Origin of the sequence: Rhizobium changzhiense (assembly GCF_013087625.1) — a bacterium.
GTDB lineage: Bacteria > Pseudomonadota > Alphaproteobacteria > Rhizobiales > Rhizobiaceae > Rhizobium > Rhizobium sophorae.
Map to the genome: position 1 here is coordinate 335,546 of NZ_JABFCQ010000006.1, position 18,247 is coordinate 353,792.

Here is an 18,247-nt window from a genome sequence, read left to right on the forward strand (position 1 = left end):
CAAGGATGAGCAAGGATTTGAGCAGTCGCAGGAGGTAGCGCAATGTCCCTGTCTTCCCATCCCAGGCGCCTTGCCGCATTCCTTGCCGCCGCCGTCGTCTCGCTCAGTGCGTGTGGCGCAGCCGCGGCCGAGGATGCGGTCGTCATCCCGCCGCCAGCCGTTGACCAGGCGGCCGGGTCAGGCACCGAAACGGCCATTTTCGCCGGCGGCTGTTTCTGGGGCGTCCAGGGCGTCTTTCAGCACGTGAAGGGCGTTAAGAGCGCCGTCTCCGGCTATGCCGGCGGCGATGCCAAAACGGCGCAGTACGAAACCGTCAGCACCGGCTCGACAGGCCATGCCGAAGCCGTCCAGGTGAAGTTCGATCCGAAACAGGTGACCTACGGGAAGTTGCTGCAGATCTTCTTCTCTGTGGCGCACAACCCGACGCAGCTGAATTTTCAGGGGCCGGACCGGGGAACGCAATACCGTTCGGCACTGTTCGTTGCCGATCCCGAGCAGCGCAAGGTCGCCGAGAGTTATATCGATCAGCTCGACAAGTCGCATGTCTTCCCGCAGCCGATCGTCACTAAGGTGTCCGAGGCTACCGGCTTCTATCCCGCCGAAGCCTATCATCAGGATTTCCTGACGCTCAATCCGACCTATCCCTATATCGTCCATAACGACTTGCCGAAAATCGCGAACCTAAAATCGCTGTTTCCTGCCGACTACCGCAGCCAGCCGGTCCTCGTCCTGAAGGCCAAGGGCTGACGAAGCCGACAGCGGTTCAGGGCATGATGTCGATGGGTGTGTGGTCGGGGACGCGCGCCCAGATATCGCGCATCTCGGCGTTGGTGACCGCAATACACCCATCCGTCCAATCCCACAGATGATGGGCGTTTCCGAATAGGCCCCAGCCGTTGGGAAGGCCGTGGATCATGATAACGCCGCCGGGAGGGAAACCACCGGATTGTGCGTTACGCTGGTCATCAGGATTTGGATAGGAAATGTGCAGGCTGAGATGCGCCATCGACCTGGGATTTCGCCAGTCTATCTCATAGCGTCCTTCAGGTGTTTTCTCGTCGCCTTCGCGCTGCTTCGGACCCTCGTCGGCAGCTCGACCAAGAGAGATCCGGTATGTCGAGATCGGAGTATCGCCTTTGAGAAGGACCATGCGGCGTTCGGATTTATAAACGCGAATGAGGTCAGCTTGTTGCTCCAAAGGCGCATCCGGAGGCGGCGAGCCTGAGCCGACCCTGGCCATCAATTTCGTGTAAGCGAACAAGCCGACGACAACGGCGGCCAAAACGATAAATGTGTTTCTCAATATGATTCTCGTCTTTAAGGTAACGGAAGAGTTATACCGTCTTATCGCGCCCTCAGCCATAAGGTGTAGCCTCGATATTGAGCACGATCGGGCACGGTCCTTTTCTCCATCCTCTTTGTTATTAAGAATTTATCAACGTTAACAATGCCTTAAATATAGAAAATCGCGTTCCAGCGCGGAACATATCGTCGAGTTACCCGTTACCGCCATGAGTTTCGCTTGAGGACAGGCTGGCGGAGCGGATCCCTCTTTCTGAGTATAGGCGTAACAAGGGGACGTATCATGGCCACCAATGTCGTGCGGCGCTGGCAACGAGATGATCTCATGACACAGAGAGTATTGATCGTCGAAGATGAATTCCTGATCGCGCTCGATCTCGAGGCGACGGTAGAAGGCATGGGAATGCAGGTTGCGGGCCTTGCGAATGATCGCGAACAGGCGCTGCGACTGGCGCCGCTTGCCGATATCGCTTTCGTCGACGTCAATCTCGCCGACGGCCCGACCGGGCCTGAGATCGGCCGACGGCTGGCGCAGGAGCACGGCATTGCGGTCGTCTTCATGACCGGCAATCCCGAAGTGGTGGCTGACGGCGTCAAGGGCGCGGTCGGCGTGATCCAGAAGCCGGTCATGCCTTCGGTTGTCGAACAGCTGGTGAAATATCTTGCCGCGCGCCGTGTCGGCATGTTCGCGGTCGTCCCCGCACAGATGACGGTGTTTGCCTGATAAGAGGGGGCCCGATCAGCCTGAGATGGCTGCGAGTTGCGGCTGCATGCCGGCCTTTTCGGCCGCCGGCCTGCCATAGGCCTTGAGAAAGGTACGGACGGCGTTGCGTGCCGCCTTTTCCAGCTCTTCATCGGTGGGCGTGCCGCCGAGAAGGATCATCATCTGCAGATCGGCATTGCCGAGCGCCACGAACTGCCGAGCAGCGACGTCGAAATCGTCGATGATGAGCGTTCCCTTGTAGGCAAGCCGCGCGAACAGTGCAGAAAGGGCGGTGATCAGCTTGCCCGGCCCCTGCTGGCGCCAGCTTTCGAAGAGGTGGGGATATCGCTCGCCTTCGGTCTGCACCAGCTTACGCAGAAATTTTCCGTCGTGGTTGCAGATGCAGTTCTTGTTGAGGCGCACGGCGAAAGCCGTCAGCTCGTCTTCCAGATCGTCGGCGCTGTCCGGGAACGATGACAGTACCGAGAAGAGCATGGCGTTGGCACGGTTCATGACGTCTTCGACGACGGCGACGAACAGCGTTTCCTTCTCGCGATAGTGATTGTAGATCGTCTGGCGCGAGACACAGGCAGCGGCGGCGATCTCGTCGATGCTGGCGCCGGCAAAACCCTGGCGGCAGAATACGTCGGCCGCGGCATCGAGGATCGACATGCGCTTGGCGCATTGTCCGCGCTGCGTATGCCCCGTCATCCGGACTGCCGGTGTCATGCGATCTTTCATGAGAGCGAAGATAAGACGTCTTGACGTCTTAGACAATGGCGTCTAATTTTACATTTGTGTCCAAATTTATTGACACTCTTGCTTCCGCCGCTGGAGATATGAGCTCCCAACTTCGTCTTCGCGCGGACAATCATCATTTGTGCGTCCGAGAGGACGTATGGCGCTCTAAGAGCAATGCGGCGGGGCGACGATCCGGTGCCTCCGCTGCGCTTTTAAGAAAGATCACCCTTATGAAGGCTTCCTTCTTTCGCATTGCCCTCATTCTCGGCCTTTTGTCGGCCATCGGGCCTTTCGCCATCGACATGTATCTGCCTGCGCTGCCCTCTATTGGCCAGGACCTGCATGCCGACAACAACGTCACCCAGCTCACCCTTCTCGCCTTCTTCATCTCCTTTGCGCTCGCCCAGCTCGTCTATGGTCCGCTGTCGGATATGTGGGGCCGCAAGCTGCCGCTCTATCTCGGCATCGGCCTCTTCGCCGTCGCCTCGATCGGCTGCGCGCTGGCGACCGATATCGAAACGCTGATTGCCTTCCGTTTCGTTCAAGGGATCGGCGGCGCCGCCGGCATGGTCATTCCGCGCGCCATCGTCCGCGATATGCACACCGGCGTGCAGGCCGCCCGCCTGATGTCGCTGCTGATGCTGGTCTTCTCGATCTCGCCGATTCTGGCGCCGCTGACGGGCAGCGCCGTCATCGAGTTCTACGGCTGGCGCGGCGTATTCTGGGCCGTGACGATCGCCGCCTTCATCGGCCTCGTCCTGCTCGCCACCCAGCTTGACGAAACCCGTTCACCGGCCGAACGCAGCGGCAGCGGTCTGAAGAGCGCCATGGCGGCCTACCGGCTGCTGCTCGCCGACCGCAATTTCCTGACGCTGACCTTCATCGGCGGCCTCGGCATTTCAAGCTTCCTGGTCTATCTCGCCAACTCGCCCTTCGTGCTGATCCAGCATTACGGGCTGACGCCGACGCAATACAGTTTCGCCTTCTCGATCAATGCCGTGTCCTTCTTCGCGGTATCGCAGGCGACGGGCTGGCTCGGCGAGCGTTTCGGCCTCGTGCGCGTCATGCGGATTGCGGTCAGCGCTTTTGCCCTTGCCATGGTCGTCATGGCGGTGGTGATGGCCGCGGGCTTCAACCAGCTGCCTGTCCTGGCGACTTTCCTGTTCATCGGCTACGGCTTCCTCGGCCTCGTCATCCCGACGAGCGCGGTGCTCGCGCTCGAGGATCACGGCGAGATCGCCGGCACCGCCTCGTCGCTGATGGGCACGCTGCATTTCGTGATCGCCGCCGTCGCCATGGTCATATCGAGCGTCTTCTTCGACGGCACAGCCGTTCCGATGGCCGCCGGCATCGCGCTCTGCGCCTTCTCAGCCTTCGTGCTGACCCAAGCAACGATCGGCCGCCGCGCCGCCGTCGCCGCCGCTGAATGATTAATGACCGTACCCGGCTTCGGGTACGGTCACATCATCAGAGTTGCGGCTGCGAGAAAATGCCGCGCCCGATTGAATATCGGCTGGCCGCGCTATTTATCCGATCCCGAAGCATGGTCATACCGGAGCATATTTATGGTCGACGAGAAGCGGCTGATCTCGAAAATCACCTGGAAGCTGATGCCGTTTCTCGGCATCCTTTATCTCATCGCCTATATCGACCGGCAGAACGTCAGCTTTGCCAAGCTGCAGATGGTCGATGCTCTCGGAATGAGCGAATATGCCTATGGTCTCGGTGCTTCGCTCTTCTTCATCGGCTATTTTCTCTTCGAGGTGCCGAGCAACCTCTTCCTCGATAAGCTCGGCGCCCGTGTCTGGTTCGCGCGCATCCTGGTTTCCTGGGGCATCGTCACGGTCGCGCTCGCCTTCACGCAGAACGCGACGATGTTCTATATCCTGCGCTTCCTGCTCGGTGTCTGCGAAGCCGGCTTCTTTCCCGGCGTCCTCTATCTGCTGACGCTCTGGTTTCCCTCGGCCTATCGCGGCAGGATGGTCGGGCTGTTCATGATCTTCAGCGCCATCGCCAATGCCGTCGGCGCGCCGCTCGGCGGTATGCTGCTCGATCTCGACGGTCTCTACGGCTTTGCCGGCTGGGAGTGGGTCTTCCTGGCGACGGGCGTTCCGGCTGTGATCGCCGGCATTGTCACTTTCTTCTATCTTCCCGGCCGGCCTGAAAACGCAAGCTTCCTGAATGGCGAGGAGAAGCAGTGGCTGGAACGAAGGCTCACTTCCGAAAATGCCGGCATGGGCGAGAATGCCTCAAACGGCTTCAAGGCGCTCATCGACCCGCGTGTCTTGCTGATGGCGCTCTGCTATATCGCCTTTCCGCTTTCGGCCTATGGTCTCAGCTATTGGCTGCCGACCATCGTCCAGGCCTTCGGCGTCAGCAACACGGTGAACGGATTCCTCAACATCATTCCCTGGGTGCTGGTCGCGGTCGCGCTCTATGTCGTTCCCGCCCTGGCCGACAAGGCGCAATCGAAGACGCCCTATATCGTCATTCCGGCTTTCATCGGCGCCGCCTGCTTGCTGCTCTCGGCGCTGATCCCGAACCACACTTTGCAATTCGCCTTCCTCTGCGTCGCCGCTGCCGGGATCTTCGCGCCTCAGCCGGTGTTCTGGAGCCTGCCTTCCCGTTTCCTCAAAGGTGCGGGGGCTGCGGCGGGCCTTGCCGCCATCAATTCGGTCGGAAATCTCGGCGGTTTTGTCGCCCAGAATGTTGTGCCCTGGATCAAGGAAGCCAGCGGCAGCACGATCGCGCCGATGTTCTTCCTGGCCGCGTGCCTTGCTGCCGGCGCCCTGCTGGTCTTCGTCGTCACGCATCAGCTGTCGCAGCGGGAGCATGCGGCGGCGGCAAGCCGGGTCTGAGAGGCGCTCAGATCGTCAACGTGAAAGCGTCGCTTTCGCCGGGAACGAGTTCCAGCGGCCAGATCCTGTTGCGGGCGCCCTGCGGATAATGATCGGCATAGGCCGGCATGGTGGCGAGCAGGGTTTCGCCGAGCTGCGCGCCGAGATCGCGCAGCGACATGCGGAAAGAGGTCAGCGTCGGCTGCAGGAAATGCGTGCGCGGCTCCTCGCGGAAACCGACGACGGCGAGGTCGCGGCCGGGCACGATGCCCGCCTCGGCAAGCCGGCGATAAAGCCCGATCGCCATCAGCTCGTGGATCAGGATGATCGCCGTCGGCCGCTCTTCGATCATCAGCAATTCGTGGCCGGCCTGGTAACCGCCCTGTTCGCTCGACTTGACCCGGATAACGAGGGCCGGGTCGAAGGGAATCCCGTGCCGTTGCAGCGCCTGGCGGTAGGCGTCGAGGAAGAGGTAACCGAGATTGATGTCGGAGGAGGGAGCGGCCACCGCGATCCGGCGGTGGCCTTTGGCGACCAGCCGGTCGACGCCGCGCGCCGCCACGCCCTCGAAATCGAGGTCCATCCAGGTGTAGCTGCCGCCCGACGCGCTACGGCCGAGCGCCACGAAGGGGATGCGGGCCTTTTCCAGAAGCTCGATGCGCCTATCGGTGCGCCGTGTCGCCGAGATGATGAGCGCGTCGACGAGACGGCGCGCCACCATGCGCTTCAGATATTCGTGCGGGTCCTCGTCATCGGGGCAGGGCAGCATGACGAGATCGAGCTTGTGACGGGAAAAGACGCTCTGCAGCCCGTCGGTGACGCCAAGGAAGAAGTCGTCGCTGTTTTCGACCGTCTCGCGGCTGACTTCGAGCATCAGCCCGATGACGTTGGTCATGCCCTGGCGAAGGCTGCGGCCCGACTGGTTGGCGACGTAACCGAGCTCTTCGGCGGCGGCGAGCACGCGCCGGCGCGTTTCGTCGTTGACGTCGGGCTTGCCGTTCAGCGCCCGGGACACCGTTCCGATCGAAATGTCGAGATGCTCGGCGAGCTGGCGGATTCCCTTCATCTGCGGCGATCCTCCTCCCCAATGCATGTCGCCCAAAACTGTTCAGCGGTGTTGGGATAACGACATGCGCAAACCGTCAGCCCTTCTTGCCACAGGATGACGCCTGCGAAAAGGCGGAGGGAGCGGTCAGGGTCTGAAGCTCTGGCGGATGACGAGCTCGGGAATGACGCTTTCGTAACCTGGAGGCAAGCCCGGGTTTTCAAGCCGCCGCTCCATCAGTTCGACGGCGCGCTGCGCCATGGTCAGCGGATCCTGGCGGAAGGTGGTCAGCCGATAGCTCAGCCAAGAGGATTCCGGCACGTCGTCGAAGCCGATGACGGCAACATCCTCGGGGATGCGCAGTTGCGCTTCCAGGCGCAGGACATCCAACAGTCCGAAAGCGATCTGATCGTTGGCGCAGAAGACGGCGTCGGGCTTTATTGTCTGCGAGAAGAGCGCGCGTGCGGCGGTGACGCCGCCGTCATAGTCGGAATCGCCGCCGCGTCCGACGACGACGGATACACCGAGCGATCCGGCTGTCGACAGGAAGGCGCTTTCGCGCTCGATGATGGAAGGCGTTCCGGTGTTGGAGCCGATGACCGCCAGCCGCCGTCTGCCGCTTTCGTAAAAGGCCGTTGCCGCCTTGCGGGAGGCCTCGGAGTTGCCGGCGCGCACATGGTCGGCGTCGGGTTCCGAGCGACCGATCACCACGAGCGGCTGGCCATTTCGCTGCGCGAGTTCGAAGAAACTCGCCGGTGGCGAGCCGGACAGGATGATGATCGCTTCGGCACGATGGCCGATCAGCATTTTCTGGGCGGCGAGCAGCTCGTCTTCCGTCTGCCCGGTATTGATGAGAATCGGGATGCTGCCGCGTTTGATCAGGCATTTGGCAAGCGCTGCGGCCAGATGTGCGCGAAAACCCACTTCCGGCCGGGTGGCGACGATGCCGACAAGGCGGCTCTGATTGGCAAGCACGCCGCGCGCCAGGTCGTTGACATGATAGCCGAGTGCTTCGGCCGCCCGCAGCACCTTTTCGCGCGTTGCTGGCGCCACGCTGGTGCCCGGCGTGAAGGTACGCGAGACGGCGGAGCGCGAAACGCCCGCCAATTGCGCTACCTGCTCGGCGCTGACGAAGCGCATACGTTCTTTCTTTGGCGTCTTGGCGCCATTCACTGGACCATCATTCATCGGCTTTCAGCTATTGATCGTCTCTAACAGCCGGATGACAGGCGGACGAAGCAGCCAGAAATTTTTGCTGTGGGGAGTGACTGCGAACCAACTGCATTGGCCCAAACAGAAAAAACCGAGGCTGGCGGATGCAGCCTCGGTTGATGGGCGAAAATCAGCGGCGGCGACGAATCAGATCCGCGACGCCATAGGAAGGTCAGGTCCGCCCGCTACTCGCAGACCTGCACGGTTTCGGTATGATAGCCGCCGTCATAGCGGTTGCGAACATCGCGGTCCTCATACCAGCATCTCGGCGCCGGTTCGACATAGCGGGGACCATCGACATAACGCGGACCATCGACGTAGCGAGGGCCGCTATTGGCGATCGCGCCACCGATCAGACCGCCGACGACGCCTGCGGCAACGCCGCCAGCGATAGCCCGACCCGTGTCATCGTGATGATGGCGATCACGCGCGGCAGCGGGCTGAATGGCCGATCCAACAAGGGCCGTTGCGATCAACAGGCTGCTAATAACTCTCTTCATAACATTCTCCTCAGTGGCACTGATCCCCCGATAGGAAATAAATGCGGCAGCAAGGCGTTTGTTCGTTCAAACTTTGCGACAAGCATTAATGCATGTCCTGAGATCAAGTCGCTGAATCCGCCGCCGTCGTCTCTTCCAGCACGTCTTCGGGAATATCATCGAAGGAGGAGTAGTTGAGATTATAGAGCTTGGAATAGAGCTTGCCGTTCTTCATCAGCTGGCGGTGGTCGCCGCTTTCGATGATTTCGCCGTTCTGCAGCACGATGATGCGGTCCGCCTCGCGGATCGTCGCCAGCCGATGGGCAATGACAAGGCCGGTGCGGTTTTCGAGCAATTTTACCAGCGCCTTCTGGATCAGCATCTCGGTATAGCTGTCGATATTGGCAGTCGCCTCGTCGAGCACGAGGATCTTCGCGTCCGCCACCAGGGCACGGGCAAAGCTTAAAAGCTGGCGCTGGCCGAGCGACAGGTTGCCGCCGCGCTCGCCGAGGACACTGTCGTAGCCCTCCGGCAGGCGCATGATGAAGTCGTGTGCGCCGACGGCCTTCGCCGCCTCGATCACCTGTTCGCGCGTCGCCTCCAGCTTGTGGTAGCGGATGTTTTCGAAGACGGTGCCGGTAAAGAGGAAGGGTTCCTGCAGCACCATGGCGATCTGCGCTCCGAGCGAATCCTGCGTCAGCGCTCGCACATCGTTGCCGCCGACCAGCACCTGGCCCTGCTGCACGTCGTAGAAGCGATGGATCAGCGACATGCAGCTCGATTTGCCGGATCCCGTCGGCCCGACCAGCGCCACCGTCTCGCCAGGATTGACCTTGAAGCTGACGTGCTTCAGCACCGGATGTTTCGGATTGTAGCCGAAGACGACGTCCTTGAATTCCACCGATCCGTCCATGTCGCGCGACAAGGCTTTGGCATCGGGCGCGTCCTTGATGTCGACAGGCACGTCGAGCACTTCGGTCAGCCGCTGGCCCGACGCCATGGCGCGCTGCATCACCGAATATTGCAGGGTCAGCGAACGGATCGGGTCGAAGAAGCGCTGGATGTAGAACAGGAAGGCGACGAGCACGCCGACATCGAGCGCCTGATTGAGAACGCGGGCGCCGCCGACGACGATGACGAGCGCCATCGCCACGCCGGTCAGGCTGTCGACGATCGGCACCATCACCTGCGCATAGCGCGCCGCCGTCAGATGCGTCTTGAGGTTGGCATGCGCCTTGTCGTCGTAAAGCGTGAAGTTGACGCCCTGCCTGTCCATGCTCTGGACGGCGCGCACGCCATGGATCGCTTCTGCAAGCGCACCGTTCGCGACCGAATTGGTCTCGTGCGCGGCCATGAAGGATTTGCGCGCCAGCGGGAGCCAGAACAGCCGGACGATGAACAGCACCGGCAGCACCGAGAGCGTCAGCAGCCCCAATTTGAAATCGAGATAGAGCATCACGAAGACGATGCCGAAGAGCAGCACGATGTCGCCGACGGAGAGCACCGAGGTTTCGAGGAATTCCTGCATCGAGTTGACGTCGCCCTGCAGCCGCGACATCAGCCGGCCGACCTCGGTCTTGTCCATGAAGGAGAGCGAGACGCGTTGGAGATGCGAAAACATCGCCTTGCGGATATCGAAGAGCACGTCCTCCGCCACGCCGCCAACCAGCGTCTCCTGCGCATAGCTTGCCGCATAGTTGATGAGGATGGCGATGGTGAAGGCGATGATCGACCAGACCAGGGCCGAATGGTTGCCGCCCGGCGACATGCCATGGTCGATGGCATAGCGGATGATCAGCGGGATGGTGAGCTGCATCATCGTGAAGGTCATAACGGCGACGACGGACCACAGAACCTGGCGGCGATAGGGGTGAACGAAAACCCAGATGCGCTTGACGATATTGCCGTCGAAGGCCTTGCCGAACATCTCCTCCTCGACGCGATGCGAACCGACCACCGCCCGCGGCGGGCGGCGTCCATCCTCGCGAACGTCGGGACGCTCGGTTTCCAGTTCCTCGGCCATGCCATTCCTCCCGCGGCCATCACGTCCGGTGGCCTGCATAGTCATTGCTTGTCCGCTCTTCTCCCCGGTGGGCAGAAGAAGGGAATCCATTGTTAGGCGCTCAGGACCTCGTCGCCCGGCCGCACCTGCAGGTCGTAGAGTGCCTTGTAGCGCCCGCCGAGCGAAAGCAGCGCTTCATGCGTTCCGCGCTCGACGATCCGGCCGTCTTCGACGAACAGGATCTGGTCGGCATGCATCAGCGAACTCAGGCGGTGGGCGACGATGATCGTCACGCGGTCGGCCGCATAGCGGCGCATGGCGCCGCGGATGCGCTGCTCGGTGGCGGCGTCGATAGCCGCCGTCGAATCGTCGAACACCATCACCGCCGGTTTCAGCATCAACGCACGGGCGATCGAAAGACGCTGGCGCTGGCCGCCGGACAGCGAAACGCCGCGCTCGCCGACGACGGTGCCGTAACCTATGGGAAGGCCGAGCACGTAATTGTGCAGCTGGGCGCTTTCACTGGCGCGTTCGATGCGGCCTTCCTTCGCCCAAGGGTCGCCATAGGCGATGTTGTTCTCGATCGTCGTCGTGAATAGGAAGGAATCCTGCTGCACGACGGCAACCGCCCGACGCAGCGATTGCAGCGTCGCCTTGCGGATGTCCTGGCCGTCGATCGTGATCTTGCCGCCGCTGACGTCGTAGAAGCGGGGAATGAGATGGGCGATCGTCGACTTGCCGCTGCCCGGAGGCCCGACGATGCCGATCGTCTGGCCGCGGCGGGCTTCGAAGGAGACATCGTCGAGCACGGTGCGCTTTTCCGAACCGGGATAGGCGAAGCTGACATTCTCGAAGCGCAGCACGCCGTCCGTCACCGCCAATTGCTTGGCATCCGGCGCATCCTTGATCGCGATGTCGAGGTCGAGAAGGGCAAAGAGGCGCGAGCCGCAGGTGGAGGCGCGGGCAAAGGCATTGACCATCAGGCCGAGCTGGCGCACCGGCATCTGCAGGATGGTCATGAAGGTCAGGAACGAGGCCAGCGTGCCGACGGTGATTTCGCCCGACATCACCTTGCCGCCGCCGACCCAGAGCACCAGGCCCATCGCCGCGAAGAAGGAGAAGGTCATGGCGCTGGTGTTGGTGACGCGGATGCCGACGCGCTGATGCGCGAGCGCGAGCGCGCTCTTCGACGCCGCCTCGAATTTCGAAATCTCGTGTTCGTGGGCGGCAAAGGCGCGCACGACGCGGATGCCGCCGAGATTTTCCTCCATGATGCGGGTCAGCACCGAAAGCCGCTCCTGCAGGTCGAGCCAGGTGGCGCGCAGCCTGAGCTGCGTCACCGACGAGCGCCAGCCGACGAAGGGCACGAAACTCAGCGCCAGGAGACCGAGCACGATATCGGTCGACAGCAGCATATAGGCGCCGATGCCGATCAGGATCGACAGCAGGATCATCCGGACGAGCGCGGTGGAAAAATACATGCGCACGCCTTCGAGATCGAGCAGGCCGACGGTGATCAGGTCGCCGGAATGCACGGTGTCATGAAAGCTGAAGGACAGTCGCTGGATCTTCTCGTAGCAGGCCAGCCGCAACTCGTAGCCGATGTGATGGCCGACGGCTTCGCTGTAATAGTTCTGAACCATGGTAAAGAGGCCGCGCAACACACTGGCGCCGAGCAGCAGCAGCGCCGTGGTCAGAAGCGCGTCCTGGGCCGCCTGGCCGGCTGCACCGCCGCTCATCGCCATCTGCGTATGGTCGACGGCTTGGCCGAGAAGGCGCGGGATCATCAGCTGGAAGGTGGAGGCAACAAGCGTGGCGCCGATCGCAAAGCCGGATTGCCAGGGGTGGCGGAAGGCCATCATGGTGATGCGCACCAGTGTGTAGAGGCCTCGGCCCCAGCCTGCCGCAGTTGCAAGCGCCATCGAAGCCGAAGGCTTCGTCGCGCGTATTAACGCATCGCTGCTCACGGTATTTTTTCCAATAGATGTGTGGTCGGACGCTGGCCCGAAAAGACGGCAAATCCATGAAGGGATTGATAGCACCGACACTTTTGCCGATTCCATTTGGGGGTTCAAGTAAAGAATTCACCAGTTGGTTATTTTTACGTGAGGTCTCCTCGCATCCCGACAGGAACAATCTGCGCGCGCACGGGTTGCAGCAGGCGAATGCCAACCGCCGACGGTGCCGGAGAGACCCATGCCGCTGAAAGCCCTCGCCCTCAACGCCACGCTGAAGACCAGCGACGCCAAGGACGCGTCCTCGACCGACCGAATGATCGGTCTCATCGACAAGGCGATGTCCGCTTATGGCGTTGAGACCGAAGTGCTCCGGCTGGCCGATTTCAACGTCAAGCCGGGCGTCACCTCCGACGAAGGCGCCGGCGATGACTGGCCCGATATTCGCGCCAAGGTGCTCTCCGCCGATATCCTGCTGATGGCGACGCCGATCTGGCTCGGCCAGCCATCCAGTGTCTGCAAGCGGGCGCTCGAGCGCATGGACGCCTTCCTCGACGAGACCGACGATCAGGGCCGGATGGTGTCTTACGGAAGGGTGGCTGCCGTCGCCGTCGTCGGCAATGAGGACGGCGCCCATCATGTCTCGGCCGAGCTCTATCAGGCGCTGAACGATGTCGGTTTCACCATTCCGGCAAATGCCGTTGCCTACTGGGTCGGCGAGGCGATGGGCTCCACCAATTTCGTCGATCTCTACAGGGTGCCGAAGGTCGTGACGACAGCCGTCGACATGCTGGCGCGCAACACGGCGCATCTGGCCGGCCTATTGAAGGCGAAGCAATATCCGGGCGAAGGCGACTGAAGAAATGCGGTGAAACGCGGCCTAGGGCGGGGCGGCTTTGCCCTTCCAGGTCGCCTGCGGGCCGCTCGTAGGACCCGATCCTGCGGCATATGTTTGTGAATGGCCGCATGAACCTCATCAATGCACGATCCGCTGTTTATGCGTTGAACCTCAATCTGCACAGGTGCGGCCGAAGCCGCAGAGGAGTTGCGATGACGGTTCAGGGACTTTTTTCGGCGAGAGCCGATGCGGCGGCGCAGATCTCTGCCGTGCCGCGCATTGCGATCGTCACGCCGGCCGTTCGGAATCGCTTGCTCGCCACTTGATGAGGCGCTTCTCGGCGATGTCCAGAATGCTGTCGATAATCAAGACGAAGATCGCGAGGATCAGGATGCCCGCGAAGACTCCAACCGCATCGAAATTGCCTTCGGCCTGAGCGATCAGATAGCCGAGCCCGGCAGAGGAGCCGAGATACTCGCCGATGATTGCCCCCACAACGGCGAAGCCGACCGAAGTGCGCAAGGACGACAGAATCCAGCTTGCCGCTGCCGGGAAATAGACATGGCGGAGCAGGTCCGACCGCTTGGCCCCTAAAATGCGAGCGTTCGACAGCACCACCGGGTTGACTTCGCGGACGCCTTGCATGGCGTTGAAGAAGGTGACGAAAAAAACGAGCGTCACGGCGAGCGCCACTTTGGACCACAGACCGAGGCCGAGCCAAAGCACGAAGATTGGCGCAAGCACGACTCGAGGGATCGCGTTCAAGCCTTTGATAAAAGGGTCCAGGATGCGCGCCGCCGAGCGGCTGAGGCCGAGCCAAACGCCTGCCGCCACGCCAAGTGCCGTTCCGACCAGATAGCCGAGCACGGTTTCCGTCAACGTGATCGCCACATGGCTATAAAAGCTGACGTCCGCGACCCAGGATACGACCTGGTTGAAGATGTCGACCGGTGCCGGAAAAAAGAAGACGTCAATGACGCCTGCCGCGACACCGAGCTGCCAGCCGCCGACAATTGCCACAAGCAGCACGATTTGGATAAGGCGTTCAGTCATGACGTTCATAGCTTTTCTCCACTTCGCCGCGCAGCGATGACCAGATGTTGCGATAAAGATCCATGAAGCGCGGATCGAGCTTGATTTCAGCGACATCACGCGGACGTTCGAGGTCGACAGGGAAGCTGTCGATCACGCGCGAGCGCGGTCCGGCGGCAAGCACGACGACCCGATCTCCGAGAGCAATGGCCTCTTCGAGGTCGTGCGTTATCATCACCACGGCGCGCCGTTCCTCCTGCCAAAGACGCAACAGCTCGTTCTGCATCAGGTGACGGGTATGGATGTCGAGCGCGGAGAAGGGCTCGTCCATAAGGATGACCTTGGGGCCGGTAATCAGCGCCTGGGCCATCTGGACGCGCTTGCGCTGACCGCCGGAAAGCTGATGTGGATAGCGATGCTCGAACCCTTTGAGCCCGACTTTCGCCAGCCATCTCATCGACCGCTCGCGGCGCTCGGCAGCGCCGACACCTTTGAACATGGGGCCGAGCTCAACGTTTTCGATTGCGGTCTTCCACGGAAGCAATGCATCCTGCTGGAACAAATAACCGATGTCGTTCTGGATCCCGCGCACGGGCTGTCCATCGATGGAAACAATGCCACTTGCAGGTTTCAGGAGACCGGCAATGGCATTGAGTATGGTGCTCTTGCCGCATCCAGTAGGTCCGACGATGGCGAGGAACTCGCCATCGGAGACACTAAGGTTGACATCCTGGACGGCAACATAGGCGCCGAAGGACATGGTGACCGAGTCGATGGAAACCATCGGCTTTGCTTGACTCGGATTGTTCGTCGGGGGTGCGGTTTTCAATACGGCCAATTCCATGACCTCCTCCTGTCAGTTGGCAGCGGCGTCGGGGACCTTGTCGACGAACTCGTTCGTGTAGGTTTTCGTAAGGTCGATTTCATCTGCGGCGACTTTTTCGTTGAAGCTCTTCAGGACGGCGAGCGGAATCTTGATGTCTTCCTCGTTTATGCGCCCGTCCTTGGAGAAGATCGCCTTCGCGTTCTCCACTGCCTTGATGTAAGTGTCACGATCGCCGGAAATGAACTCCTTCGGGAGTTTTTCGACGATCTCTTCAGCGGAATGGCTATTCATCCATTCGAGCGCTTTGACGGTCGCATTGGTGACCTTCTGAATGGTCTCGGGGTTTTCATCGATATAGTGCTGTGTAGCGTAGAGGACGGAGGTTGGGTAAATCCCGCCATAGATCGCTCTGGCGCCGTCGTCGCTGCGACCGTCGATCAGGATCTTGCCGACACCCTTGGCCTCGATGAAGGTGGCAGCCGGGTCGTAATTGACGAGTAGGTCGACTTTGCCCTGTTCAAGCGCTGCGACAGCGGCCGACCCGGAGCCGACACCGATCAGAGAAACGTCGTTTGCGGACAAGCCGTTGCGTTGTACGTAGTAGCGGACAAAGAAGTCGGAAGACGAACCCGGCGAGGTGATCCCGACTTTTGCACCTTTGATCGTTTCCGGCTTTGCCGGATCGAATTTACTATCCTTGCCCCCAGCCAGAACGAGCCCTGAATTGCGGGCGAGCTGCACGAACGCCACGACGGCCTTCTTCTGCGATTGCATCTGGATCGTATGGTCGTAGAAGCCGACGGCGATGTCCGTTGAGCCTGCAACAAGCGCCTGAAGCGTCTTCGAGCCGCCCGACGCAAAGTTTTCCACGGTCACCTCCAGCCCCTCCTTTTCATAAAGGCCGAGCCCTTGGGCGACGGGAAAGGGAAGATTGTTGAGGTTGTAGGATCCGACACTGATACGGACTGGATCCGCCAATGCGGAGCCGGTAAACGCGACAGTTGCCGCGAGGGCGAGCATAAACTTGCGCATGATGATATTCTCCTCCTGTTGGTGGCGCCCTCCCGGCGGCCAGAGCTATTATGCCGCGCAACCCAGTTGCGTGACAGGTTTTGCTAACACATGTCCTTCGAACAGCCGGCGGGCAGTGCGAAGAATTCCGGCGACGACCTTGCTGTCCCGCTCATACAGTTTGACATCCAGGTGGCCGCTGGGGTGCTCGATGGAAAGAACAACCGGGGGAGCTTGCCTGCCGATCAGAAGCGAAGCGACCGTATCCTGGCTGATACAGGCCGTGGCGATCCCAACGGCGCCCGTGGTCGCCAAGGATGGATGACATTGATGCGGCATGAAATACCGCACGCTGATGTCGCCTCCGGTCTTTGGATGGGATATGAGCACCGGCTTTGGCGTTACCTGATTGCGCACGTCTCCAAGGCCCATTCGTTCGCCAGCGGCGATGCGCAACTTTTCCAGGCGTTCAAGCAATTCCTTATCAGCGTTGAGTTCTGCCGCTGATTCCAAGCCGGTTGTGCCGATCGAAACTGCCTCGATCAAGATCATCGGCATGGCGCAGTCGATGCAGGTGACAGCGACGCCATCGATCAGGTCGATGGGTTTGCCGGTGGGAAAGAGCTGTCCGGTACGAGCCCCGGCTGCGTCCATGAAAGTCAGCGCGATCGGTGCTGCACGGCCGGGCACGCCGTCAATCGCAGCTTCCCCGAGATAGGAGACGCCGCCATTTGGGGTAGGGACTTCGGCCTCGATCAGCTTGCCGGTGTTGACGTTATGGATCCTTACGAGCGTGGTGTCTCCACGAACCGGGACAAGTCCAGCTTCGATGGCAAACGGTCCGACTGCCGCAAGCATGTTGCCGCAGTTCGGCGAGGTGTCGACTATCTGTTGATCGACCCGCACCTGAGCAAAGAGATAATCCACGTCCGCGCCAGGAACGGTGGCAGGTCCAACGATGGCCACCTTGCTCGTGACCGGGTTGCCGCCACCAATCCCATCGATTTGCAACGGATGGCCCGAGCCCATGATCGAGAGCAGGATTTGGTCACGCTGATCGGCAGCCGCGGGAAGGTCGCTCGCAAGGAAGAACGGGCCTTTTGATGTGCCGCCTCTCATCAGAACGCAAGGGATAGCCGTCAGGTCGTTCATTGCTTGTGCTTCCATCGGAATTATGTCATCGCCGTATCAATCGTCGCTCTTTGATCCAATTATCGGAGAAAGCGTTTATTTGTGAAATGCTAAGAATCACAGGATTGATGCACAATGAGCATTAATTGCGAAATTCTTGACCTTCGAGCCTTCCTGGGGGTTGTAGAGTTGGAGAGCTTTAATCGCGCTGCGGACGCTCTGCATATGTCCCAGCCTGCGTTGAGCCGCCGCATTCAAAAATTGGAGCAGGTTATCGGGGCGCCGCTCTTGGAACGGACGACCAGGCACGTATCCGCGACGGCTCTCGGTACGGAACTCGTGCCGCTCGTCCGACGCATGCTCGAGGAATTTGATGGCTCTCTCTTTGCTGTCCGTGACGTTGGACCCAATCGAGGCGGATTGGTGACGATTGCATGCCTTCCAACCGCGGCATTCTACTTCCTGCCTACGGTCATCCGCCAGTTCAATGAAGACTATCCGAACATCCGCTTTCGTATCCTCGATCTGCCTGCCACGGACGGTCTTCGCGCCGTGGCAAGTGGGGAGGTGGAGTTCGGCATAAACATCATGGGCACTTCCGACCCCGACCTCACCTTCGAGCGGCTTGCGGAAGATCCATTCGTGCTTGCGGCGCGAAAGGATCATCCTCTTGCGACAAAACAATGGGTCGAGTGGGTGGAACTAGAGCCCTATCATTTGATTACGGTTCATCGGTCGAGCGGCAACAGAACGCTGCTGGACGCGGCACTGGCAAAATCCAACATCAAACTTCGCTGGTTCTACGAGGTAACACATCTGTCTACCTCCCTCGGGTTGGTGGAGGCGGGCCTCGGGATCTCGGTGCTGCCACGAATGGCAACCCCGCGAGAAGATCACCCATTCCTGATCACCCGCCCCATCCGCAATCCCGAGATATCCCGCACAATCGGTGTGGTTCGACGTCGCGGCGGCACCTTGTCGCCGGCGGCAGAGCGGTTTCTTGAGATGCTGATAGGCGTATGGGGAGCGTGATTGAAAGGCTCGGCGCAACGCAAACGTGGCCGGGTTGAAGATACGCTAAGAAGAAGCGCAGAAAGTAGATGGCCGAAACCTCCGATATTGACCCGCAAATC

The 18,247-nt window shown here is 60.7% G+C and carries 17 protein-coding genes; 6 read left to right on the top strand and 11 right to left on the bottom strand.

Features of this window, described 5'->3' with window-relative positions:
• Positions 1-42: 42 nt before the first annotated feature.
• Positions 43-747: a peptide-methionine (S)-S-oxide reductase MsrA gene (gene msrA, locus G9X68_RS26885; protein WP_171604964.1), complete on the top strand. Its 705-nt coding sequence runs from the start codon at positions 43-45 to the stop codon at positions 745-747.
• A gap of 16 nt (positions 748-763) precedes the next feature.
• On the opposite strand, the gene G9X68_RS26890 is transcribed toward msrA, so the two are convergent.
• Positions 764-1,303 (bottom strand): L,D-transpeptidase family protein, encoded by a 540-nt coding sequence (locus tag G9X68_RS26890; protein ID WP_244956251.1) that lies wholly within the window; start codon positions 1,301-1,303, stop codon positions 764-766.
• Positions 1,304-1,585: 282 nt separating this feature from the next.
• Between G9X68_RS26890 and G9X68_RS26895 the strand changes: the two genes are divergently transcribed.
• A complete protein-coding gene (locus G9X68_RS26895; RefSeq protein WP_171604966.1) occupies positions 1,586-2,026 on the top strand; it encodes a response regulator in 441 nt (146 codons plus the stop codon).
• Positions 2,027-2,041: 15 nt separating this feature from the next.
• Here G9X68_RS26895 and G9X68_RS26900 read toward each other — a convergent pair whose 3' ends face one another.
• Positions 2,042-2,782, bottom strand: a complete 741-nt coding sequence (locus tag G9X68_RS26900) for a TetR/AcrR family transcriptional regulator (protein WP_171604967.1) — start codon at positions 2,780-2,782, stop codon at positions 2,042-2,044.
• A gap of 194 nt (positions 2,783-2,976) precedes the next feature.
• On the opposite strand from G9X68_RS26900, the gene G9X68_RS26905 reads away from it, so the two are divergent.
• Positions 2,977-4,176, top strand: a complete 1,200-nt coding sequence (locus G9X68_RS26905) for a multidrug effflux MFS transporter (protein ID WP_171604968.1) — start codon at positions 2,977-2,979, stop codon at positions 4,174-4,176.
• Between the two features lie 135 nt (positions 4,177-4,311).
• Positions 4,312-5,604 (top strand): MFS transporter, encoded by a 1,293-nt coding sequence (locus G9X68_RS26910; protein ID WP_171604969.1) that lies wholly within the window; start codon positions 4,312-4,314, stop codon positions 5,602-5,604.
• A gap of 7 nt (positions 5,605-5,611) precedes the next feature.
• On the opposite strand, the gene G9X68_RS26915 is transcribed toward G9X68_RS26910, so the two are convergent.
• From G9X68_RS26915 to G9X68_RS26935, 5 genes are all read right to left on the bottom strand, one after another.
• Positions 5,612-6,649, bottom strand: a complete 1,038-nt coding sequence (locus tag G9X68_RS26915) for a LacI family DNA-binding transcriptional regulator (protein WP_171604970.1) — start codon at positions 6,647-6,649, stop codon at positions 5,612-5,614.
• Positions 6,650-6,775: 126 nt separating this feature from the next.
• Positions 6,776-7,816 (bottom strand): LacI family DNA-binding transcriptional regulator, encoded by a 1,041-nt coding sequence (locus tag G9X68_RS26920; protein WP_171604971.1) that lies wholly within the window; start codon positions 7,814-7,816, stop codon positions 6,776-6,778.
• A 209-nt stretch (positions 7,817-8,025) separates the two neighbouring features.
• Positions 8,026-8,340 carry a hypothetical protein gene (locus tag G9X68_RS26925; RefSeq protein WP_129419325.1) on the bottom strand — a complete coding sequence of 105 codons (315 nt, stop codon included), beginning with the start codon at positions 8,338-8,340 and terminating at the stop codon, positions 8,026-8,028.
• 103 nt (positions 8,341-8,443) lie between these two features.
• Positions 8,444-10,342, bottom strand: coding sequence for an ABC transporter ATP-binding protein (locus tag G9X68_RS26930; RefSeq protein WP_171604972.1), 1,899 nt, complete (start codon positions 10,340-10,342; stop codon positions 8,444-8,446).
• A 92-nt stretch (positions 10,343-10,434) separates the two neighbouring features.
• Positions 10,435-12,396 carry an ABC transporter ATP-binding protein gene (locus G9X68_RS26935; protein ID WP_171604973.1) on the bottom strand — a complete coding sequence of 654 codons (1,962 nt, stop codon included), beginning with the start codon at positions 12,394-12,396 and terminating at the stop codon, positions 10,435-10,437.
• Positions 12,397-12,517: 121 nt separating this feature from the next.
• Here G9X68_RS26935 and G9X68_RS26940 point away from each other — a divergent pair, with 121 nt between their 5' ends.
• The gene (locus G9X68_RS26940) at positions 12,518-13,135 is read left to right on the top strand and encodes a flavodoxin family protein (RefSeq protein ID WP_171604974.1); all 618 of its coding nucleotides are present in this window, start codon (positions 12,518-12,520) and stop codon (positions 13,133-13,135) included.
• 267 nt (positions 13,136-13,402) lie between these two features.
• On the opposite strand, the gene G9X68_RS26945 is transcribed toward G9X68_RS26940, so the two are convergent.
• The 4 genes from G9X68_RS26945 to G9X68_RS26960 are packed head-to-tail and all read right to left on the bottom strand — an operon-like array spanning position 13,403 to position 17,135.
• Positions 13,403-14,176, bottom strand: coding sequence for an ABC transporter permease (locus G9X68_RS26945; protein WP_171604975.1), 774 nt, complete (start codon positions 14,174-14,176; stop codon positions 13,403-13,405).
• Positions 14,160-14,990, bottom strand: a complete 831-nt coding sequence (locus G9X68_RS26950; RefSeq protein WP_171604976.1) for an ABC transporter ATP-binding protein — start codon at positions 14,988-14,990, stop codon at positions 14,160-14,162. The genes G9X68_RS26945 and G9X68_RS26950 overlap by 17 nt, the downstream gene beginning before the upstream one ends.
• 12 nt (positions 14,991-15,002) lie before the next feature.
• Positions 15,003-16,004 (bottom strand): ABC transporter substrate-binding protein, encoded by a 1,002-nt coding sequence (locus tag G9X68_RS26955; RefSeq protein ID WP_171604977.1) that lies wholly within the window; start codon positions 16,002-16,004, stop codon positions 15,003-15,005.
• A 48-nt stretch (positions 16,005-16,052) separates the two neighbouring features.
• Positions 16,053-17,135, bottom strand: a complete 1,083-nt coding sequence (locus G9X68_RS26960) for a 4-oxalomesaconate tautomerase (protein ID WP_171604978.1) — start codon at positions 17,133-17,135, stop codon at positions 16,053-16,055.
• Positions 17,136-17,249: 114 nt separating this feature from the next.
• Between G9X68_RS26960 and G9X68_RS26965 the strand changes: the two genes are divergently transcribed.
• Positions 17,250-18,146, top strand: a complete 897-nt coding sequence (locus tag G9X68_RS26965) for a LysR family transcriptional regulator (RefSeq protein WP_171604979.1) — start codon at positions 17,250-17,252, stop codon at positions 18,144-18,146.
• Positions 18,147-18,247: the final 101 nt, after the last annotated feature.